This window comes from Streptomyces sp. NPDC030021 (genome assembly GCF_055574035.1).
Map to the genome: position 1 here is coordinate 529279 of NZ_JBVIAH010000003.1, position 19915 is coordinate 549193.

Genomic DNA, 19915 nt, shown 5'->3' on the forward strand with positions numbered 1-19915 from the left:
GGCGCCGCACTGAGATGTAAAGAGATGAACGTCTTGGATGGTGACAGCACACGGCCCGGACCCCCGCGTTCTCACTCGAACGGAGGATCCGGACCGTGTGGTTGGACTACAGCGGCTCGGGCGGTCTAAGCGCCGGTTACAGCTTGGTCCATGCCTCGGTGAGCACCGAGCGCAGGATTCCCTCGATCTCGTCGAAGGTGCCCTGGTCGGCGATCAGCGGCGGCGCGAGCTGGATGACCGGGTCACCGCGGTCGTCGGCCCGGCAGTACAGGCCGTTCTCGAAGAGCGCCTTGGAGAGGAAGCCGTAGAGCACGCGCTCCGTCTCCTCGTCCGTGAAGGACTCCTTCGTGACCTTGTCCTTGACGAGCTCGATGCCGTAGAAGTACCCGTTGCCGCGTACGTCGCCGACGATCGGCAGGTCGTGGAGCTTCTCCAGCGTCGAGCGGAAGGCGTCCTCGTTGTTCAGCACGTGCTGATTGAGGCCTTCCTTGTCGAAGATGTCGAGGTTGGCCAGCGCGACCGCCGAGGAGACCGGGTGGCCGCCGAAGGTGTAGCCGTGCAGGAAGGTGTTGTCGCCCTTGTAGAACGGCTCCGCGAGGCGGTCGGAGATGATGCAGGCGCCGATCGGGGAGTAGCCCGAGGTCATGCCCTTGGCGCAGGTGATCATGTCCGGGACGTAGTCGAACTTGTCACAGGCGAACATCGTGCCCAGACGGCCGAAGGCGCAGATCGTCTCGTCGGAGACGAGCAGCACGTCGTACTCGTCGCAGATCTCGCGGACCCGCTGGAAGTACCCGGGCGGCGGCGGGAAGCAGCCACCGGCGTTCTGCACCGGCTCCAGGAAGACGGCGGCGACGGTGTCGGCACCCTCGAAGAGGATCTCCTGCTCGATCTGGTCGGCGCACCAGCGGCCGTAGGCCTCCGGGTCGTCGCCGAAGATCGGGGCGCGGTAGATGTTGGTGTTCGGCACCTTGTGCGCGCCGGGGACCAGCGGCTCGAAGGGGGCCTTCAGGGCCGGCAGGCCCGTGATGGACAGGGCGCCCTGCGGAGTGCCGTGGTAGGCGACCGCACGCGAGATGACCTTGTACTTGGTGTGCTTGCCCTGCAGCTTGAAGTACTGCTTGGCGAGCTTCCAGGCGGTCTCCACGGCCTCGCCGCCACCGGTGGTGAAGAAGACCTTGTTCAGGTCGCCCGGGGCGTAGTGGGCGAGGCGCTCGGCGAGCTCGACGGCCTTGGGGTGGGCGTACGACCAGATGGGGAAGAACGCGAGTTCCTGGGCCTGCTTGTAGGCGACCTCAGCCAGTTCCTTGCGCCCGTGACCTGCGTTGACCACGAACAGTCCGGCGAGACCGTCGAGGTAGCGCTTGCCCTTGTCGTCCCAGATGTAGGTGCCCTCGCCCCGGACGATGGTGGGGACGGGGGAGTTCTCGTAGGACGACATGCGGGTGAAGTGCATCCACAGGTGGTCGTACGCGGTTTTGGAGAGGTCCTGGCTCACGGTTATCGGGTTCCCCACATGTAGGTCTGCTTCTTCAGCTTCAGGTAAACGAAGCTTTCGGTTGATCGCACGCCGGGGAGCGTGCGGATCTTCTTGTTGATCGTTTCGAGCAGGTGGTCGTCGTCCTCGCAGACGATCTCCACCATCAGGTCGAAGGACCCTGCGGTCATCACCACGTACTCGCACTCGGCCATGGCGGTCAGCGCGTCGGCCACCGGGTCGAGGTCGCCCTCGACGTTGATGCCGACCATGGCCTGGCGTCGCAGGCCCACGGTGAGCGGGTCGGTGACGGCGACGATCTGCATGACGCCCTGGTCGAGCAGCTTCTGCACCCGCTGGCGCACGGCTGCTTCGGAAAGGCCTACGGCCTTGCCGATCGATGCATAGGGACGGCGACCGTCCTCCTGCAGTTGCTCGATGATCGCCAGGGACACAGCATCGACCGAAGGGGACGGTTGTCTGTTCCTGGAATCTGCGCTTCGACTGACCACGACCTCACTGTGCACGAGGGTCGTCTGTTCCGCAAGACGGAATCGATGAAATCCGTTGTTTGAAGACTCAGATCTCACTGATTTCGTAGTTGGTGGCGTCTGGGTCTGTCGAAAGCCTCCGCCGAGAGGCTAGGCTTGGTAATCGTCTCAATCGTTGGACATGTGATCAGGAGTGTGGCTGTAGTGACCACCGAACTGCGTCGTCTGCGCAACTACATCGGCGGGGAGTTCAAGGACGCCGCCGACGGGCGGACCACCGAGGTGGTCAACCCGGCCACCGGCGAGGTGTACGCCACCGCCCCGCTCTCGGGCCAGGCCGATGTGGACGCCGCCATGGCCGCTGCCGCGGCCGCTTTCCCGGGCTGGCGGGACACCACCCCCTCGGAGCGTCAGAAGGCGCTGCTGAAGATCGCGGACGCCTTCGAGGCGCGCGCGGACGAGCTCGTCGCCGCCGAGTCGGAGAACACCGGCAAGCCGCTGGCCCTCACGGCCAGCGAGGAGCTGCCCCCGATGGTGGACCAGATCCGCTTCTTCGCGGGTGCCGCACGGCTCCTGGAGGGCCGCTCGGCCGGCGAGTACATGGAGGGGATGACCTCGATCATCCGCCGTGAGCCGGTCGGCGTCTGCGCCCAGGTCGCGCCGTGGAACTACCCGATGATGATGGCCGTGTGGAAGTTCGCCCCGGCGATCGCGGCGGGCAACACCGTCGTGCTCAAGCCCTCGGACACCACCCCGGCCTCCACCGTGCTGATGGCGGAGATCATCGACTCGGTCCTGCCCAAGGGCGTCTTCAACGTCGTCTGCGGTGACCGCGAGACCGGCAGGGCCATGGTCGAGCACTCCACCCCGGCGATGGCCTCCATCACCGGCTCGGTGCGCGCGGGCATGCAGGTCGCCGAGAGCGCCTCGAAGGACGTCAAGCGCGTCCACCTGGAGCTCGGCGGCAAGGCCCCGGCCGTGGTCTTCGAGGACGCCGACATCGCCAAGGCCGTCGAGGACATCGCGGTCGCCGGCTACTTCAACGCCGGCCAGGACTGCACCGCCGCCTGTCGCGTGCTCGTGCACGAGTCGATCCACGACGAGTTCGTGACCGCGCTCGCCAAGGCCGCCGCCGACACCAAGACCGGCCAGCCGGACGACGAGGACGTGCTGTACGGCCCGCTGAACAACCCGAACCAGCTCAAGCAGGTCGCGGGCTTCATCGAGCGCCTCCCCGCCCACGCCAAGGTCGAGGCGGGCGGCCACCAGGTCGGCGACAAGGGCTACTTCTACGCCCCGACCGTGGTCTCCGGCCTCAAGCAGGACGACGAGATCATCCAGAACGAGGTCTTCGGCCCCGTCATCACCGTCCAGTCCTTCGCGAACGAGGGCCAGGCCCTGGAGTACGCGAACGGCGTCGAGTTCGCCCTCGCCTCCTCCGTGTGGACCAAGGACCACGGCCGCGCGATGCGGATGTCCAAGAACCTCGACTTCGGCTGCGTGTGGATCAACACCCACATCCCGCTCGTCGCCGAGATGCCGCACGGCGGTTTCAAGAAGTCCGGCTACGGCAAGGACCTCTCCGCCTACGGCTTCGAGGACTACACGCGCATCAAGCACGTGATGACCTCGCTCGACGGCTGATCGGCCGCATCGATCACAGCACAGCGTTGACGGGGCGGGCAGTAGACAACATGTCTATTGCCCGCCCCCTCGCGTTCACCGAGGCTGTGCCCATGCCTGAACTCGCCTTCTCCCGCCGTTCTGCGCTGTACGGCCTCGGTGCCGCGGGCCTCGCGGCCGCCCTCGCCGGCTGCGGCGTGCCCGCCGCCTACGTTCCCGAGGAAGGGCGCGAGGGCCCCGACCGTTCCGAGCGGGACCGCAGTGTCGCGTTCTCCAACTGGCCGCTCTACATCGACACCGACGAGGAGGACGAGGAGCGCCGCCCGACGCTGGAGGCCTTCTCGGAGCGGACCGGCATCGAGGTCCGGTACACCGAGGAGATAAACGACAACGACGAGTTCTTCGGCAAGGTCAGCCCGGCCCTGATGAACCGCCAGGAGACCGGCCACGACCTGATCGTGGTCAGCGACTGGATGGCCGCCCGCTTCGTCCACCTGGGCTGGGCCCAGAAGCTGGACCGGTCGGCCCAGCCCAACGTGGCCCGGCACCTCGACCCGCAACTGCGCTCCCCCGCCTTCGACGAGGGCCGGCTGCACTCCGTCCCCTGGCAGTCGGGGATCACCGGCATCGCCTACAACCGCAAGGCCCTGGGCCGGGAGATCAAGTCGGTCAAGGACCTGTGGCAGCCGGACCTGGCGGGCAAGGTCACCCTCTTCTCCGGCCTCGACGAGTCCTTCGCCCTGCTCATGCAGGGCAACGGCGTGGACGTCACCCGCTGGACCGAGTCCGACTTCCACCGGATGTGCGACCAGGTCGAGAACATGGTGAAGAAGAAGCACATCCGCCGCTTCACCGGGAACGACTACACCTCCGATCTGAGCAAGGGCGATGTCCTCGCCTGCCAGGCCTACTCCGGTGACGCCATCCAGCTCCGGGCCGACAACCCGGACATCGAGTTCGTCGTCCCGGAGGAAGGGGCCGAGCTCTGGGCCGAGAGCCTGCTCGTCCCCAACCTGGCCCGACACAAGGCCAATGCCGAGGCCCTCATCGACTACTACTACGCGCCCGAGGTGGCCGCTTCGCTCGCCGCCTCGGTCAACTACGTCTGCCCGGTCCCGGCCGCCCGGGAGGTCCTGGCCGCCTCCGGCGACCAGGAGACCGCCGAACTGGCCGAGAACCCGCTGATCTTCCCGGACGACGACATGCGCAAGCGGCTGGTCGTGGCCCGGGACATCTCCTCGGCCGAGCGCCGGTCCCTCGCCAAGCGCTGGAACGCGATCGTCGGCCTCTGACAGAGCACCGGCGGTGGATAGTGAACACGTTCAGCAATTTGGCTGAACGTGTTCAGAAACAGGCGTAGGCTTTCTTCCATGAGCGAGAGAAGCGCCCTTCAGCGGCGGATCCGTGCCTGGTTGACCCTGTTCCTGATCTGCCTGGTGCTCAGCGGCCTCACGGCCTTCCCCCTGGTCAGTGAGCTCCGCTGGGCCAACGCCCTGATCGACAACGAGTGGCTGCGACGGGTGGGCGACGGGCTGGAGCGGGCCGACGCCGACTACCCCTTCCTGCTCTACGGAACCGACTGGCTCGCCTTCGCCCACCTCGTCATCGCCGTCTTCTTCTACGGGGTCCACCGCGACCCGGTCCGCAACATCTGGATCGTCGAAGCCGGCATGATCGCCTGCGCCGGAGTGATTCCGCTGGCCCTGATATGCGGTCCGATCCGGGGCATCCCCGTCTGGTGGAGCGTCATCGACATGTCGTTCGGCGTCTTCGGGGTGATCCCCCTGCTGATCCTCCGCCGCATGATCAAGCGTCTCGAAGCGATGCCTGCCTGATGCCTACTTGGCGAAGGCCGCCATCACGATGCCCAAGACCACCGGGTTCGTGTCCTCGCCCTTGGCGTTCGTGGAGTTGACCGAGTAGACCAAGGTGCGGGACAGGTCGCGCGTCGCACCTATGCCGGAGTTGTACCCGTGCCGGCCGCCGGACTTGCCCCACGCCACCGTGCCGTCCGGCAGGACGATCCTGGACAGTCCCGCGGTCAGCGTGGCGTCCTTCCCGTCGGCGGAGTTCTTCACCGCGGGCACCGTGAACATCTCCTCCAGCTGGGCCGCCGGCACGATCCGCTCGCTGAACAGAGCCTTCGTGAACCGCTCCAGATCGGCCGTGGTCGAGATGATGTCCCCGGCCGCCCAGCGGTCCGAGGAATTCCACTCGGTCACGTCCCGCAGCTCCCGGGAGCCGTCCGCCTTGGGGAGCGCCTGGTACCCACGGTTGTGCGGACCGTGGATCCTTGTCTGCGTCCGGGAAGGGAAGGAGGTCTGATGCAGACCGAGCGGCCTCAGGATCCGCCGGCCGACCGCCTCCTCGTACGAGGTGCCCGTCACCTTCTCGACGAGCACGCCCAGCAACGTGTAGTTGATGTTCAGGTAGTGCTGGGCCGAGCCCGGGGTGAACTCCCGTTTCTTCGCGAGGGCATCGACCAGCTGGTCGTGCGGGTCGGTCACATCGAAGCGGTGCTCCCACTGCGCCTCGAACGAGTCGCCCGGGCCGTCCGCCGCCGGTATGCCGCTGGTGTGGTTGAGCAACTGCCGGACGGTGACCGTGCCGTAGGTACCGGGGACGGTCCCGGGCAGGTATCGGCGGACCGGTCCGTCCAGATCCACCCGGCCCTCGGCCGCCAGCTGGAGTACCACCGCCGCGGTGAAGGTCTTGGTCACCGACCCCGCCCGGAACCTCCCCTGCTCGACGGCCGCCCGCCCGGTGACGATGTCCGCGACACCGGAACTGCCCCGCCAGCTACCGCTCGTACCCCCGACCCGGACCAGCGCGGCAGTCGCATCCTTGTGCTCCGCTCCGAGACCGGCGATCGCCCGCTCCAGTACCGCGGCATTCGGCGGGGCCGGCACGAGAGGCGTCGAGACGCCCGCCGTGCCCCCCACCGGTGCGGGAACCGGAGCGGCGTGTGCCACGACGGGTCCGGACACGATGCCCAGGACCAGAGCGGCTGCGATCAGAGTGCGCGTACGTGCGTTCATGGTGGTGTGCTCCCCCTGTGAGGTCATCGGCGCCGTCTGCCCCGATGACCTCAATGCTCCAGGTCAGAGGGGTAGTTGCGGATCACCATCCAGAGGGGTCTTCACCGGTACGACAACTACCCGGCGCGGGGGAGGCGACACGCCGTCCCCTCACTCCCCGGAGGGAGTACCCGCCGCGATCAGGCCCGTCTCGTACGCGCAGATCACCGCCTGGATCCGGTCCCGCAGCCCCAGCTTCGCCAGTACGTTCCCCACGTGCGACTTCACCGTGTGCTCGCTCACCACCAGCGACACCGCGATCTCCGCGTTCGACAGGCCCCGCCCCAGGTGCAGCAGCGTCTCCCGTTCCCGCGCCGTCAGCACCTCCAGCCGGTCCGCCGGAAGGGAGGGCCGCGCCGTCGCCGTCGTGTACTCCTCGATCAGCCGCCGCGCCACCGACGGCGCCAGCAGCGACTCGCCCGCCGCCACCACCCGTACGGCGTGCACCAGGTCGTCCCGCCGCACGTCCTTCAGCAGGAACCCGCTCGCTCCCGCGTGCAGCGCCTCGTACACGTACTCGTCCGAGTCGAAGGTCGTGAGCATCACCGTGCGGCACGTGCTCCCGGCCGAAATCGCCCGGCACGCCTCGATCCCGTCCAGCACCGGCATCCGGATGTCCAGCAGCGCCACGTCCGGCGCGAGCCGGGCCACCGCCTCCACCGCCGCCGCGCCGTCCCCCACCTCCGCCACGACCTCGATGTCCTCCTGGACGTCCAGGATCATCGCGAAGCCGCTGCGCACCAGCTCCTGGTCATCGGCCACCACCACACGGATCGTCAATTCCCCACCTCCAGCGGCGAGGTTACAAGGCAGACCCGCACCGAGTACCCGACCCCGTCCGGGCCCGGGCCGGACTCGGCAGTTCCGCCGTGGGCCGCCGCCCGCTCGCGGATGCCGATCAGCCCGTGCCCGCCCGAGGCGCCACCGGGTCCCCGGCCGTCGTCCGTGACCGTCACCGTGAGCGTCCCCGGTCCGTACCCGAGCGTCACGTCCGCCGCCGAAGCCCCGGCGTGCCTGACCACGTTGGTCAGGGCTTCCTGCACCACCCGGTGCACGGTCGCCTCCAATGCGGCCGGCAGCTCGCGCACCGCGCCTGTCCGTTCGTACGTCAGCCGCAGCCCGCTGGCCCGTACCCGGTCCACCAGCTCCGTCAGCCCGGCGATCCCCGGCTGCGGGCTCCGGGGCGCGGGTCCGTCGGTGCGCAGCACACCCAGCATCGCGCGCAGCTGCGCCATCGCGTCCCGCCCCGTCTCCGCGATCGCCTCGAAGGCCGCCTCGGCCCGCTCCGGGGCCCTGCGTACGGCCACCGGCCCGGCCTCCGCCTGCACGATCATGATGCTGACCGCGTGCGAGAGGATGTCGTGCATCTCCCGCGCGATCCTGGCCCGTTCGCGTGCGGCAGCCTGCTCCGCCTCGATCCGGTTGGCCCGCTCCAGCTCGGCGGCGCGGGCCAGGGCGGCCTCGGTGTAGGCCTGCCGCGTGTGCTGGAGACGCCCCAGGGCGTAGGCCGCCGCCGAGACGAAGAGCGTGAACAGCAATTCCCGCGCCGTCCCCGTCTCCCAGCCCACCGACAGGGTCACCACCACCACGGTGGCCAGCCCCACGGCCGCGCGGACCCGCAGGGCGCACTGCAGGGCGACCGTGTAGAAGGCGATGAGGCCCGCGTACGGCAGTGGCTGGCCCGGCCCGTCGACCGCGACGTTGTAGATCCCTCCGAGGACCAGAATCGCCGCCAGTACACACACCGGTGCCCGGCGCCGCCAGATCAGGGGCAGCACGGCGGCCGTGGTCATCGCGTACGAGGTCCAGGTCGTGGGCGGGAGCCCGGGCGATCGGGGCACGACGAATGGCATCGTGACGGCCAGCTGCACCAGCAGGGTCAGGCCGAGGTCCTGCCATCGCGGATCGGCGCCGCGGATGCCCTCCCGGAAGGCCCGTATCACCGCCCGAGCCCGCTCCGTACGGCCGTCAGCGCGTCCAGCCGGTTCGTGGTGATCGAGTCGACCCCCGCCGCGACGAGGCCCTTCATCGTCCGCTTGGTGTCCGCGGTCCAGGCCGACACGAGGAGGCCGTCCCGGTGGAGCGCGTCCACCAGCTCCCGGCTCACCAGTCCGAACCGGTAGTTGAGCCAGCGCGGCGCCACGGCGTCGATCAGCGCCCGCCGCGGCGGCGACAGCGAGGTCCAGGTCAGCGCGATCTCCGCGCCCGGATCGGCGGCGCGGACCGCCAGCATCGTGTTCGGGCCCGCGCAGTAGTACGTCCGCTCGCGCGCCCCGCACTCGCGGACCTCGCCCACGACGATGCGTACCGCCTCGGGCGTGGCGCCGGGGAGGTCGAGCATCAGCCGGCCAGGCCCGGCGGCCGCCAGGGCGTCGCGCAGCGTGGGAACTCCGCCCAGCGTCAGACCCTTCAGCTGCGGGGCCGTGACGTCGTCGAGGCGTACGTCGTGGCCCCACAGCCGCAGGAGCGTCTCGTCGTGGAGGAGCACCGGCACCCCGTCCCTGGTCAGCCGTACGTCGATCTCGACGGCGTCCGCCCCGCGCGCGAAGGCGGAGCGGATCGAGGCCAGGGTGTTCTCACGGACACGGTAGGGATCGCCGCGGTGGCCGACGGCAGTCAGAGTGCTCATGTCCCCATTCTCAGGGGTGCAGTTGCCCGGAACGCGTCAGCGCGCGAGCCATTCGTCGGTGTACGTGTCGATCTCCGCGTTCAGCTTCGCCTTGCCGGCCGGGTCCAGGAAGGAGGCCTCGACGGCGTTCTTGGCGAGCTGCGCGAGCCCGCGCTCGTCGAGGTCGAGGAGGCGGGCGGCCACCGCGTACTCGTTGTTCAGGTCGGAGCCGAACATCGGCGGGTCGTCGCTGTTGATGGTGACGAGCACGCCCGCCGCGACCAACTCCTTGACGGGGTGCAGGTCGAGGTCGGTCACCGCGCGGGTCGCGATGTTGGAGGTCGGGCAGACCTCCAGCGCGATCCGGTGCTCGGCGAGGTACGCGAGCAGCTCCGGGTCCTGGGTGGCACTGGTGCCGTGGCCGATGCGCTCGGCGCCGAGCTCGCGGATGGCGTCCCAGATCGTCTCCGGGCCGGTGGTCTCGCCGGCGTGCGGGACGCTGCGCAGGCCGACGGCGCGGGCGGCGTCGAAGTACGGCTTGAACTGCGGGCGCGGGACGCCGATCTCGGGGCCGCCGAGGCCGAAGGAGACCAGCCCCTCGGGGCGGTGGTCGACGGCGAGCCGGGCGGTCTCGGCGGCGGCCTCCAGGCCGGCCTCGCCGGGGATGTCGAAGCACCAGCGCAGGATGACGCCGAGTTCGCTCTCGGCGGCGCGGCGGGCGTCCTCGATGGCCTCCATGAAGGCCTTCTCGTCGATGCCGCGGCGGGTGGAGGAGTACGGGGTGATGGTCAGCTCGGCGTAGCGGATGTTCTGCCGGGCCATGTCGCGGGCGACTTCGAAGGTGAGGGTGCGCACGTCGTCCGGGGTGCGGACCAGGTCGACCACCGACAGGTAGACCTCGATGAAGTGCGCGAAGTCGGTGAAGGTGAAGTAGTCGGCGAGGGCCTCGGGGTCGGTGGGGACCTTCGAGTCGGGGTGCCGGGAGGCGAGCTCGGCCACGATGCGCGGGGATGCCGAGCCGACGTGGTGGACGTGGAGTTCGGCCTTGGGCAGCCCCGCGATGAAGGGGTGCAGGTCGGTCATGGGGGTGCCTCCGGGAGGACGCGGGTGCGGGCAGGTCGGGATTCATCGTAGGCACGCCCATGCCTGTCGGTGGCAGCGCTTAGCATGGCTGTACGAGAGGGGGGCGCCGTATGACCGACAGCAGTCCCGAGCCGCGAGACCCGTGGGCGCCGCTGGAGCGGCCGGCGGTCGAGCTGGGCAAGCCGCAGGGGGCACAGGGGGCGCCGGGCGTGTCGGGCCCGCCGTCCGTGCACGACCAGCCGACACTCGCCGGGATGCCGGGCGACCAGTTCCCCCCGCCCGCGCCGACCCCGTCCGCACAGACCCCGGCTCCGGTACAGACGCCGACCCCGCCCCCGATGACCGGTCCGCCCTTGTCCGCGGCGTACGGGTACCCGGCCCAGCCCGGCTACGGGTACCCCGGCGACGCCGGATACCCCGCGCAGACCGGTCACCCGGGGTATCCCGGGTATCCGGGTCACCCGGGATACCCGGGCCAGGGCGCGTACCCGCCGCCCTACGGGGCGCAGCGCAGCAACGGCTTCGGCATCGCCGCGCTCGTCCTCGGGATCCTCGCGGTCGTCGGCTGCATCACCAGCTTCTTCGCGATAGCGCTCGGGGCGGCCGCGGTCGTCTTCGGCGCGCTGGGCCGCGGCAAGGCGAGCCGCGGCGAGGCGGACAACGGCGGGATGGCGCTCGCCGGCATCATCCTGGGCGCGATCGGCATCGTGCTGGGCGCCGTGATGATCGCGGTTATGTTCGCCGGCTTCATGGAGCGCGGGTCCACCGACGACTCGCCCTACAACAGCCCCTACGACAACTCCCAGGTGCGCGAGAAGGTCTGACCGGGCCGCCTCAGGAGGCCCACGGCCAGTCGGCGTCGCGGCCGGCCTCGATCAGGGACACCATCCGGAAGGCCCCGTCGGTGAGCCCGCCGAAGGTGTGCCGGTTCGCGGTACCGGAGGGCGCGTGCCCCACCCGGTAGCCGGCCAGGTTCCAGGTGTAGACGGGAACCGAGGCCGGCACCTCGGCGGTCGGATCGCCGCCGTAGCCGTACGAGGCGGCCTGCTCGTCGGTGACGATCAACACCCGGTCGTGGCCGTCGTAGTACTTCTTCACCGCCACGGCCGTGCAGGTCCCGCCGAGCTGCCCGAACCGCTCCAGCACCTTCAGTACGGAATCGCCGTGGCGGCACGGGACCGCCTCGCTGTTCGTACCGAACTGCACCAGGTCGGCCTGCTCGGCCCGCAGTGCCAGCGCCGTTCCGAAAATGGCCGCCGCGTCCGCCCGGTTGAGCTCGGAGCGGTCCGACAGCGGGGACCACATAGACCCGGACCGGTCGACGAGGACCAGTGTCCGGCCCGGCAGCGCCGGTACGTTGGCCAGCGAGTGGCCGAGCGCCTGCTCCAGCGGGTACGACCAGCGCAGCGAGGGCGCGTGCTGATAGGCGGCCAGGTAGCGGAAGGGGAACTGCCGGGACCGGGCGACGACCTCCGGGTCGGAGATCCTCGCCGCGACCTGCGCGGCCACCGCGTCCGAGACCCCGGCCCGGTCGAAGTTGCGCAGGTTGCGCAGCAGCGCCATCGCACCCATGGACGGGATGACCGCCTCCCAGGCGGCCGCGTCCATCGGCCCCTGCAGCCAACCGGCCAGCGACTCCCAGGTCATACCCGCCGCCGCGAGCCGCTCCGCCCCGTCCGGGGCGGTGATCTGTGCCCGGCGCTCCTGCACCGGCAGCTCCATCAGCGCCCGGTGGGCCTTGAGGGTCCGGTTGCCCGCGGGGACCTGCGCGCCCTCCGGGTTGTGCCTGCGGTCGAGGGCGTAGCGGAACAGCTCGCCCTGCCAGGGCTTGGCCGGGTCGGGGGAGGCGTGCACGAGGTTGAGGACGTCGCCGAAGCGGAAGGCCTTGGAGTCCGTGTCGTACTTCAGCAGCGAGGTGCCGGAGTAGAGCCGGCGTACGGCGTCGGCGATACCGCGCTTGACGGGCTTGGGCACGTTGCGCCCGTACGCCGCCGTCCAGTAGGCCAGCAGCTCACCGGGCTCGTCCGCGCGCCGCAGTACGGAGTCGACCACCTGGCGGTTCGAAGGCCCGTCGGTGGCGCCCGCGTCGAGCCGGGCCTTCACGTACTCGGCGGCGCCGACGAGCGAGGCGGTCCGCATGTTCGCGTCCCCGCGGAGCCAGCCGAGCAGGCCGGCCGTCCAGGCGGGATCCTCGACGGCGAGGGTGCGTACGAGTGCCGCGAACCGGTCGTCGCGCGCCCCGCCGCCCTCGTAGGCGGTCCGCTGCGTCACGAAGTTGGCGACGGCGAGCAGGAACAGCTCGGAGCGCGGGTCGCGCAGGTGGCCCGGGCCGCCCTGAGCGGTGCGGGCGGGTCCGGTGGACCGGACGGGCGAAGTGGGCGAGGCGGGCGCCGACTTGAGCGCGCGCTGATTGAAGCGAGCCATGAGAATCCCCCCGAATTCGATGGAAGCGGGGGAGGCGTCGGGTGAGGGATGCCCGAGATCGGGAGTCGGCGGCGGACTTTATGCCCGGCGAGCTGCCTGGCTGCTCCACCGGCCCGTTCCCTTGCGGGTGACGAGCCGGGTGGGATTCGAACCCACGACCTCCGGGTCCCCAGAAGTAACCGTCGCCTGCGCACCGGGCATCCCCCACGCCGGCCTCCCGAGATCAAGGTGGCGGCGGCCTGGGTTTCTTTGCAAAGAAGGAGCCGCAGCCTGCGCACCGGGAGGTGCGTGACGTAGGTGTCCAGAGATCGAAGTCGGCGAAACCACAAGGTGCTCTGCCAGCTGAGCTACACCGGCCCGAAGCCGGTGACGGGACTCGAACCCGCGGCCGCCCGATTATGAGTCGAAGTAGGTCTCGCCTTCGCACCTGGACACTGATCACGTTAGGCGGCCCGTCAGGGTCGCCGCCACGCATTTACGTCAGCGGGACGGCGACGGCCCGGCGCCGCTGTGTCACCCGCTCGTCCCGCGCAGCTGCTCGCGGGCCTCCATGAGGGCGAAGCCCAGCAGGTTCAGTCCGCGCCAGCGCGCCGGGTCCAGGGCGCGCTCGTCGTCGGCCGCCAGCCCGATGCCCCAGATCCGGTCCATCGGGCTCGCCTCCACCAGCACCCGCTTCCCGGTGCCCAGGAGGTACCCGCGCAGCGCCGGGTCGGAGTCGAACTTGTGCACGCTGCCCTCCACCACCAGGGCGAAGCGCTCCCGCTCCCATATGGCGTTGTCGAAGCCGCGCACGAGCCGCCCGACCTTCTTCGCCTCCGCCGGGCTCTTCGCCGCCACAGCTGCGCGCTCCGCCTCGGCATCGCCGAAGAGCCGGGCCTTGCCGGCCATCATCCAGTGTTCCGCAGTTGCATAACGGACGTCACCGACAGTGAAGGAAGCGGGCCACCACTGGCTCAGGCAGCTCGGACCGAGCCTGCCGTCCGGCTGCGGGCGGTGCCCCCAGAACGGCAGGTACTTCAGCCGCTCACCACGGCTGACCTGCTTGATCAGTTCGTCCATCATCTCCATGCACGCGAGTCTGGCAGTCGCCACTGACACTTCGTACGGGATTTTCGGTGTGCCTCGACACATGGTCGACCGATTCCGTCGCGTAATCAAAAGGAAACAACGGAATCCCTTGGCCGAGGGCACCACCTCTGTCAGGATCGGCACTCAATTCGAGCTGTAGCTCGAACTGTAGCTACGGAGAGCGTGAGAGCGTTATGGGCAACCGCTTCCAGGTCAAAGACCGCTTCGCAGACGGCGCGCAGTACATCGACGGGCAGCTGAGGTCCGGCACGTCCGGACAGTCACACACCGTGGTCGATCCTGCGACCGGCGACGAGGTCCTCACCTACGAGCTCGCGAGCACCACGGACGTCGACGAGGCCGTCGCCGCCGCCAAGAGGGCCTTCCCGGGCTGGTCCGGCGCCACCCCCGGCGAGCGCTCGGACGCCCTGCACCGGCTGGCGGCCGTCCTGGCCGAGCAGGCGGAGGACTTCGCTTACGCCGAGTCCCTCCAGTGCGGCAAGCCGATCAAGCTGTCCACGGAGTTCGACGTACCGGGGACCATCGACAACACCGCCTTCTTCGCGGGCGCCGCCCGGCACCTGCAGGGGCAGGCGGCCGCCGAGTACTCGGGCGACCACACCTCGTACGTACGCCGTGAGGCCATCGGGGTCGTCGGCTCGATCGCGCCCTGGAACTATCCGCTCCAGATGGCCGCCTGGAAGATCCTCCCGGCGATCGCCGCGGGCAACACCATCGTCCTCAAGCCCGCCGAGCTCACCCCGCTGACCTCCCTGATGTTCGCGCAGGCGGCCAAGGACGCGGGCCTGCCCGACGGCGTGATCAACATCGTCACCGGCGCCGGCCGTGAAGCCGGAGAGCACCTGGTGGGCCACCCCGACGTGGTGATGACCTCCTTCACCGGCTCCACCGCCGTCGGCAAGCGGGTCGCCGAAATCGCCACCGCCACCGTCAAGCGGCTCCACCTGGAGCTCGGCGGCAAGGCCCCCTTCCTCGTCTTCGACGACGCCGACCTGGAGGCCGCCGCGCACGGCGCCGTCGCCGCCTCCCTCATCAACACCGGCCAGGACTGCACGGCCGCCACCCGTGCCTACGTCCAGCGCCCCCTGCACGACGCCTTCGTCTCCCGGGTGGCCGAGCTGATGGAGAGCGTCCGCCTCGGCGACCCCTTCGCGCCCACCACCGACCTGGGCCCGCTGGTCTCGCACGCCCAGCGCGACCGGGTCGCCGGGTTCGTCGAGCGCGCCCGGGCCTACGCCACCGTCGTGACCGGCGGCGAGATCCCGTCCGGGGACCTGGCCGAGGGCGCGTACTACCGGCCCACCCTCATCGCCGGCGCCGCCCAGGACAGCGAGGTCGTCCAGTCCGAGATCTTCGGCCCGGTCCTCGTCGTCCTGCCCTTCGACACCGACGACGAGGGCATCGCGCTGGCCAACGACACCCCGTACGGACTCGCGGCCTCCGCCTGGAGCCGTGACCTCTACCGGGCGAACCGGGCCACCCGCGAGATCAAGGCGGGCTGCGTCTGGGTCAACGACCACATTCCGATCATCAGCGAGATGCCCCACGGGGGCTACAAGGCCAGCGGCTTCGGAAAGGACATGTCGACCTACTCCTTCGAGGAGTACACGCAGGTCAAGCACGTGATGTACGACAACACCGCGGTAGCCGAGAAGGACTGGCACCGCACGATCTTCGGGGACCGTCCGTAACCATCTGCGGCTCATCGCCGCGTGGGCCCACCGCCTGACCAGCGGTACACCTCCCGAAAGGGCACAGCGCATGGAGCAGTTCGAGCCCGACCGCCTCTCGGCGGCGCAACTCGCCGCGATGCGGCGCAGCCTCACCAGCGGGCGCGGCGCCCTCACCCGCCGCTCGCTGCTGCGCGCCTCCGGAGTCGGAGCGCTCACCCTCGGAGGGCTGTCCGCCCTCACCGGGTGCGGGATCCCGCCCGCCAAACGCGAGGGCGACGCAGCAGTGGCCTCCGACGACCACTCGGCCCAGGAGAAGGAGATCAACTTCTCCAACTGGACCGAGTACATGGACACCAGCGAGGACGAGAAGAGCCGTCCCACGCTGGAGGAGTTCACCAAGCGGACCGGCATCAAGGTCAAGTACACCGAGGACATCAACGACAACGTCGAGTTCTTCGGCAAGATCCGCCCCCAGCTCGCGGCCGGCCAGGACACCGGCCGCGACCTGATCGTCGTCACCGACTGGCTCGCCGCCCGCATCATCCGCCTCGGCTGGGCGCAGAAGCTGGACCCCGCGCACCTCCCGCACGCCTACGCCAACCTGATCCCGCAGTTCCGCACCCCCGACTGGGACCCGGGACGGTCCTACAGCTACCCCTGGACCGGCATCGACACCGTCATCGCCTACAACGAGAAGGCGACCGGCGGCAAGAAGGTCGACTCCGTCACCCAGCTGCTCGACGACCCCACCCTCAAGGGCCGCGTCGGCTTCCTCACCGAGATGCGCGACAGCGTCGGCATGACCCTGCTCGACCAGGGCAAGGACCCGGCGAAATTCACCACCGCCGACTTCGACGAGGCCATCGGCCGGCTCCAGAAGGGCGTGGACAAGAACCAGATCCGCCGCTTCACCGGCAACGACTACACCTCCGACCTCGACAAGGGCGACATCGCCGCCTGCCTCGCCTGGGCCGGGGACATCATCCAGCTCCAGGCCGGCAACCCGGACATCAAGTACGCCATCCCCGCCCCCGGGTACATCACCTCCAGCGACAACCTGCTGGTCCCCGCCAAGGCCCGGCACAAGGCCAACGCGGAGAAGCTCATCGACTTCTACTACGAGCCCGAGATCGCCGCCCAGCTGGCCGCGTACATCAGCTACGTCTGCCCGGTCGAGGGCGTCAAGGACGAGCTGGCCAAGATCGACCCCGCGCTCGCGGACAACCCCCTGATCGTCCCGGACAAGGCGATGGCCGCCAAGGCCCACGCCTTCCGCTCCCTCACCAGCGAGGAAGAGACGGCGTACGAGGAGAAGTTCGCCAAGCTCATCGGCGCCTGACGCACGCCTTGCGGCGGGCCGATCCCGCCGGACCGCGGCGCCGGCCGCCGGACCTCTCCGGCGGCGGCGCGGCCCGGCCCGCTCCGGCCCGCTCCGCTCCGTTTCGCCGAGCCTTCGACCCCTTGACCCACCCAACCCCGGGACCATCCATGACTGACAAGACCGCGGGCGGCGACGTCCGCCTCTCCGGGATCAGCAAGCACTACGGCACCTTCACCGCCGTGCACCCGCTGGATCTCACCATCCCCCAGGGCTCCTTCTTCGCCCTGCTCGGCGCCTCGGGCTGCGGGAAGACCACCACCCTGCGCATGATCGCCGGCCTGGAGGAGCCCTCCACCGGCACGGTGCACCTCGGCGACCGGGAGGTCACCGACCTGCAGCCGTACAAGCGCCCGGTCAACACGGTCTTCCAGAGCTACGCGCTCTTCCCGCACCTGAGCATCTTCGAGAACGTCGCCTTCGGGCTGCGCCGCCGCGGCGTCAAGTCGGTCAAGAAGCAGGTCGACGACATGCTGGAGCTGGTCCAGCTCGGCCAGTTCGCCCAGCGCAAGCCGCACCAGCTCTCCGGCGGCCAGCAGCAGCGCGTCGCCGTCGCCCGCGCGCTGATCAACCACCCGCAGGTCCTTCTCCTCGACGAGCCGCTCGGCGCCCTCGACCTCAAGCTGCGCCGCCAGATGCAGCTGGAGCTCAAGCGGATCCAGACCGAGGTCGGCATCACCTTCGTGCACGTCACGCACGACCAGGAGGAGGCCATGACCATGGCCGACACGGTCGCCGTGATGAACGGCGGCCGCGTCGAGCAGCTGGGCGCCCCCGCTGAGCTGTACGAGAACCCGGGCACCACCTTCGTGGCCAACTTCCTCGGCACCTCGAACCTCATCGAGGCCTCGGTGGACTCCGCCGGCCCCGAGGTCGTCGTCTCCGCCTCCGGTACCACCCTGCGGCTGCCCGCCGCCCGGTGTTCGACCACCCCCCGCGCGGGCGGAAAGCTCCTGGTCGGGGTGCGCCCCGAGAAGATCTCCCTGGTCCACGCCGACGAGGAGCACACCATCGCGGCCGGCCGAAACAAGGTCACCGGCCGGATAGCCGACTCCTCCTTCATCGGCGTCTCCACCCAGTACGTCATCGACAGCCAGGTCTGTCCGGAGCTGGAGGTGTACGCCCAGAACATCGAGCGGGACGGCCGCCTGGTGCCGGGCGCCGAGGTGATCCTCCACTGGAACCCGGAGCACACCTTCGGCCTCGACGCGGCCCAGGACATCGACGCGGGCATCGAAACGGTGGAGGAGAGCGCATGACGACGACCGCGGCGCCGCCCCAGGCGCCCGCCTCCACCGAACCCCCGGTGCACAAGGCGTCCCTGCGCAAGCGGCTGATCCCGTACTGGCTGCTGCTCCCCGGCATCCTGTGGCTGCTGGTGTTCTTCGTGCTGCCGATGGTCTACCAGGCCTCCACCTCGGTGCAGACCGGCTCCCTCGAAGAGGGCTTCCAGGTCACCTGGCACTTCGGGACCTACTGGGACGCCTTCACCGAGTACTACCCGCAGTTCCTGCGCTCGCTGCTCTACGCGGGCACCGCGACCGCGCTGTGCCTCCTGCTCGGCTACCCGCTGGCCTACCTGATCGCCTTCAAGGCCGGCCGCTGGCGCAACCTGCTCCTCGTCCTGGTCATCGCCCCGTTCTTCACCAGCTTCCTGATCCGCACGCTGGCCTGGAAGACGATCCTGGCCGACGGCGGCCCGGTGGTCGGCGTCCTCAACAACATCGGCTTCCTGGACGTCACCAGCTGGCTCGGCATGACCGAGGGGGACCGGGTGCTTGCCACGCCGCTCGCGGTGGTCTGCGGTCTGACGTACAACTTCCTCCCCTTCATGATCCTGCCGCTGTACTCCTCGCTGGAGCGCATCGACACCCGCCTCCACGAGGCGGCCGGGGACCTGTACGCACGCCCCGCCACGGTCTTCCGGAAGGTGACCTTCCCGCTCTCGATGCCGGGCGTGGTCTCCGGGACCCTGCTCACCTTCATCCCGGCGAGCGGCGACTACGTGAACGCCGAACTGCTCGGCTCCACGGACACCCGGATGATCGGCAACGTCATCCAGTCGCAGTACCTGCGGATCCTCGACTACCCGACGGCGGCCGCGCTGTCCTTCATTCTCATGGCCATCGTGCTGATCATGGTCACCATCTACATCCGCCGAGCGGGGACGGAGGACCTGGTCTGATGCGCAATCCCCTCACCTGGCTCCGGCGCAACCTGGTCGTCATCGCGGGCCTCGGCACGCTCGCGTACATGATCCTGCCGAACGTCGTCGTCACCGTCTTCTCCTTCAACAACCCCACCGGGCGGTTCAACTACGCCTGGCAGGAGTTCTCCCTCGACGCGTGGAAGGACCCCTGCGGGGTCGCCGACATGTGCGGCTCCCTGTCCCTCTCGCTCCAGATCGCCCTCTGGTCCACCATCGTCGCGACCGCGCTGGGCACCGCGATCGCCTTCGCGCTCGTGCGCTACCGCTTCCGGGCGCGCGGGGCGGTCAACTCGCTGATCTTCCTGCCCATGGCCATGCCCGAGATCGTGATGGCGGCCTCGCTGCTCGCGCTCTTCCTCAACATGGGCATCCAGCTGGGCTTCTGGACGATCCTGATAGCGCACATCATGTTCTGCCTCAGCTTCGTCGTCGCCGCCGTCAAGGCGCGTGTCCTGTCCATGGACCCGCGGCTGGAGGAGGCCGCCCGCGACCTCTACGCCGGCCCGGTGCAGACCTTCGTACGGGTCACCCTGCCGATCGCGGCACCCGGTATCGCGGCGGGCGCGCTGCTCTCCTTCGCGCTCTCCTTCGACGACTTCATCATCACCAACTTCAACTCGGGCAACACCGTCACCTTCCCCATGTTCGTGTGGGGATCGGCCCAGCGCGGTACGCCCGTGCAGATCAACGTCATCGGTACGGCGATGTTCGTCATCGCGGTGCTGGTGGTCCTCGCCGGCCAGATGGTCGGCAACCGCCGCAAGAAGGCACAACCGAAGTAAT

The 19915-nt window shown here is 69.5% G+C and carries 18 protein-coding genes; 9 read left to right on the plus strand and 9 right to left on the minus strand.

The genetic code is table 11. The features are described 5' to 3' along the window. Window positions 1-136 precede the first annotated feature (136 nt). The gene (locus ACZ4YL_RS08490) at window positions 137-1516 is read right to left on the minus strand and encodes an aspartate aminotransferase family protein (protein WP_314244423.1); all 1380 of its coding nucleotides are present in this window, start codon (window positions 1514-1516) and stop codon (window positions 137-139) included. Beyond that, the gene (locus ACZ4YL_RS08495) at window positions 1501-2004 is read right to left on the minus strand and encodes an Lrp/AsnC family transcriptional regulator (RefSeq protein ID WP_007266859.1); all 504 of its coding nucleotides are present in this window, start codon (window positions 2002-2004) and stop codon (window positions 1501-1503) included. The genes ACZ4YL_RS08490 and ACZ4YL_RS08495 overlap by 16 nt, the downstream gene beginning before the upstream one ends. 168 nt (window positions 2005-2172) lie before the next feature. On the opposite strand from ACZ4YL_RS08495, the gene ACZ4YL_RS08500 reads away from it, so the two are divergent. The 3 genes from ACZ4YL_RS08500 to ACZ4YL_RS08510 all read left to right on the plus strand — a co-directional run bounded on the left by ACZ4YL_RS08500 (window position 2173) and on the right by ACZ4YL_RS08510 (window position 5426). Next, window positions 2173-3612 (plus strand): gamma-aminobutyraldehyde dehydrogenase, encoded by a 1440-nt coding sequence (locus ACZ4YL_RS08500; protein ID WP_468114729.1) that lies wholly within the window; start codon window positions 2173-2175, stop codon window positions 3610-3612. A gap of 92 nt (window positions 3613-3704) precedes the next feature. Continuing rightward, the gene (locus tag ACZ4YL_RS08505) at window positions 3705-4883 is read left to right on the plus strand and encodes a polyamine ABC transporter substrate-binding protein (RefSeq protein ID WP_468114731.1); all 1179 of its coding nucleotides are present in this window, start codon (window positions 3705-3707) and stop codon (window positions 4881-4883) included. Window positions 4884-4961: 78 nt separating this feature from the next. Then, window positions 4962-5426, plus strand: a complete 465-nt coding sequence (locus ACZ4YL_RS08510) for a hypothetical protein (RefSeq protein WP_301366198.1) — start codon at window positions 4962-4964, stop codon at window positions 5424-5426. 3 nt (window positions 5427-5429) lie between these two features. On the opposite strand, the gene ACZ4YL_RS08515 is transcribed toward ACZ4YL_RS08510, so the two are convergent. The 5 genes from ACZ4YL_RS08515 to ACZ4YL_RS08535 form a co-directional block, all read right to left on the minus strand. Continuing rightward, window positions 5430-6629: a serine hydrolase domain-containing protein gene (locus ACZ4YL_RS08515; protein ID WP_468114733.1), complete on the minus strand. Its 1200-nt coding sequence runs from the start codon at window positions 6627-6629 to the stop codon at window positions 5430-5432. Between the two features lie 150 nt (window positions 6630-6779). After that, window positions 6780-7448 (minus strand): response regulator, encoded by a 669-nt coding sequence (locus ACZ4YL_RS08520; protein ID WP_468114735.1) that lies wholly within the window; start codon window positions 7446-7448, stop codon window positions 6780-6782. Next, a complete protein-coding gene (locus tag ACZ4YL_RS08525; RefSeq protein ID WP_468114737.1) occupies window positions 7445-8611 on the minus strand; it encodes a sensor histidine kinase in 1167 nt (388 codons plus the stop codon). The genes ACZ4YL_RS08520 and ACZ4YL_RS08525 overlap by 4 nt, the downstream gene beginning before the upstream one ends. Continuing rightward, the gene (locus ACZ4YL_RS08530; RefSeq protein WP_468114739.1) at window positions 8608-9297 is read right to left on the minus strand and encodes a glycerophosphodiester phosphodiesterase; all 690 of its coding nucleotides are present in this window, start codon (window positions 9295-9297) and stop codon (window positions 8608-8610) included. The genes ACZ4YL_RS08525 and ACZ4YL_RS08530 overlap by 4 nt, the downstream gene beginning before the upstream one ends. A gap of 36 nt (window positions 9298-9333) precedes the next feature. Further along, complete coding sequence (locus ACZ4YL_RS08535; RefSeq protein WP_468114741.1) at window positions 9334-10359, minus strand: adenosine deaminase; 1026 nt, start codon at window positions 10357-10359, stop codon at window positions 9334-9336. A gap of 110 nt (window positions 10360-10469) precedes the next feature. Here ACZ4YL_RS08535 and ACZ4YL_RS08540 point away from each other — a divergent pair, with 110 nt between their 5' ends. Beyond that, window positions 10470-11183: a DUF4190 domain-containing protein gene (locus ACZ4YL_RS08540; RefSeq protein WP_468114742.1), complete on the plus strand. Its 714-nt coding sequence runs from the start codon at window positions 10470-10472 to the stop codon at window positions 11181-11183. 10 nt (window positions 11184-11193) lie between these two features. Here the strand turns inward: ACZ4YL_RS08540 and ACZ4YL_RS08545 are convergent, their stop codons facing one another. Beyond that, complete coding sequence (locus ACZ4YL_RS08545) at window positions 11194-12783, minus strand: TROVE domain-containing protein (RefSeq protein ID WP_468114744.1); 1590 nt, start codon at window positions 12781-12783, stop codon at window positions 11194-11196. 513 nt (window positions 12784-13296) lie between these two features. Further along, complete coding sequence (locus tag ACZ4YL_RS08550) at window positions 13297-13851, minus strand: NADAR family protein (protein ID WP_468114746.1); 555 nt, start codon at window positions 13849-13851, stop codon at window positions 13297-13299. Window positions 13852-14045: 194 nt separating this feature from the next. On the opposite strand from ACZ4YL_RS08550, the gene ACZ4YL_RS08555 reads away from it, so the two are divergent. The 5 genes from ACZ4YL_RS08555 to ACZ4YL_RS08575 all read left to right on the plus strand — a co-directional run bounded on the left by ACZ4YL_RS08555 (window position 14046) and on the right by ACZ4YL_RS08575 (window position 19914). Beyond that, window positions 14046-15563, plus strand: coding sequence for a gamma-aminobutyraldehyde dehydrogenase (locus ACZ4YL_RS08555; RefSeq protein ID WP_468114748.1), 1518 nt, complete (start codon window positions 14046-14048; stop codon window positions 15561-15563). A gap of 70 nt (window positions 15564-15633) precedes the next feature. Then, window positions 15634-16884 carry a polyamine ABC transporter substrate-binding protein gene (locus ACZ4YL_RS08560; RefSeq protein WP_468114749.1) on the plus strand — a complete coding sequence of 417 codons (1251 nt, stop codon included), beginning with the start codon at window positions 15634-15636 and terminating at the stop codon, window positions 16882-16884. 149 nt (window positions 16885-17033) lie between these two features. Next, window positions 17034-18182 carry an ABC transporter ATP-binding protein gene (locus ACZ4YL_RS08565; protein ID WP_468114751.1) on the plus strand — a complete coding sequence of 383 codons (1149 nt, stop codon included), beginning with the start codon at window positions 17034-17036 and terminating at the stop codon, window positions 18180-18182. Beyond that, window positions 18179-19108 carry an ABC transporter permease gene (locus ACZ4YL_RS08570; RefSeq protein WP_468114753.1) on the plus strand — a complete coding sequence of 310 codons (930 nt, stop codon included), beginning with the start codon at window positions 18179-18181 and terminating at the stop codon, window positions 19106-19108. Before ACZ4YL_RS08565 ends, ACZ4YL_RS08570 begins: the two co-directional genes overlap by 4 nt. Further along, window positions 19108-19914 carry an ABC transporter permease gene (locus tag ACZ4YL_RS08575; RefSeq protein ID WP_468114755.1) on the plus strand — a complete coding sequence of 269 codons (807 nt, stop codon included), beginning with the start codon at window positions 19108-19110 and terminating at the stop codon, window positions 19912-19914. The genes ACZ4YL_RS08570 and ACZ4YL_RS08575 overlap by 1 nt, the downstream gene beginning before the upstream one ends. Window position 19915 lies beyond the last annotated feature (1 nt).

Coding starts and splice junctions, on each gene's coding strand:
- ACZ4YL_RS08540 (WP_468114742.1), top strand. CDS start 10,470: ATGACCGACAGCAGTCCCGAGCCGCGAGACCCGTGGGCGCCGCTGGAG.
- ACZ4YL_RS08565 (WP_468114751.1), top strand. CDS start 17,034: ATGACTGACAAGACCGCGGGCGGCGACGTCCGCCTCTCCGGGATCAGC.
- ACZ4YL_RS08545 (WP_468114744.1), bottom strand. CDS start 12,783: ATGGCTCGCTTCAATCAGCGCGCGCTCAAGTCGGCGCCCGCCTCGCCC.
- ACZ4YL_RS08575 (WP_468114755.1), top strand. CDS start 19,108: ATGCGCAATCCCCTCACCTGGCTCCGGCGCAACCTGGTCGTCATCGCG.
- ACZ4YL_RS08550 (WP_468114746.1), bottom strand. CDS start 13,851: ATGGAGATGATGGACGAACTGATCAAGCAGGTCAGCCGTGGTGAGCGG.
- ACZ4YL_RS08530 (WP_468114739.1), bottom strand. CDS start 9,297: ATGAGCACTCTGACTGCCGTCGGCCACCGCGGCGATCCCTACCGTGTC.
- ACZ4YL_RS08560 (WP_468114749.1), top strand. CDS start 15,634: ATGGAGCAGTTCGAGCCCGACCGCCTCTCGGCGGCGCAACTCGCCGCG.
- ACZ4YL_RS08515 (WP_468114733.1), bottom strand. CDS start 6,629: ATGAACGCACGTACGCGCACTCTGATCGCAGCCGCTCTGGTCCTGGGC.
- ACZ4YL_RS08510 (WP_301366198.1), top strand. CDS start 4,962: ATGAGCGAGAGAAGCGCCCTTCAGCGGCGGATCCGTGCCTGGTTGACC.
- ACZ4YL_RS08570 (WP_468114753.1), top strand. CDS start 18,179: ATGACGACGACCGCGGCGCCGCCCCAGGCGCCCGCCTCCACCGAACCC.
- ACZ4YL_RS08555 (WP_468114748.1), top strand. CDS start 14,046: ATGGGCAACCGCTTCCAGGTCAAAGACCGCTTCGCAGACGGCGCGCAG.
- ACZ4YL_RS08505 (WP_468114731.1), top strand. CDS start 3,705: ATGCCTGAACTCGCCTTCTCCCGCCGTTCTGCGCTGTACGGCCTCGGT.
- ACZ4YL_RS08535 (WP_468114741.1), bottom strand. CDS start 10,359: ATGACCGACCTGCACCCCTTCATCGCGGGGCTGCCCAAGGCCGAACTC.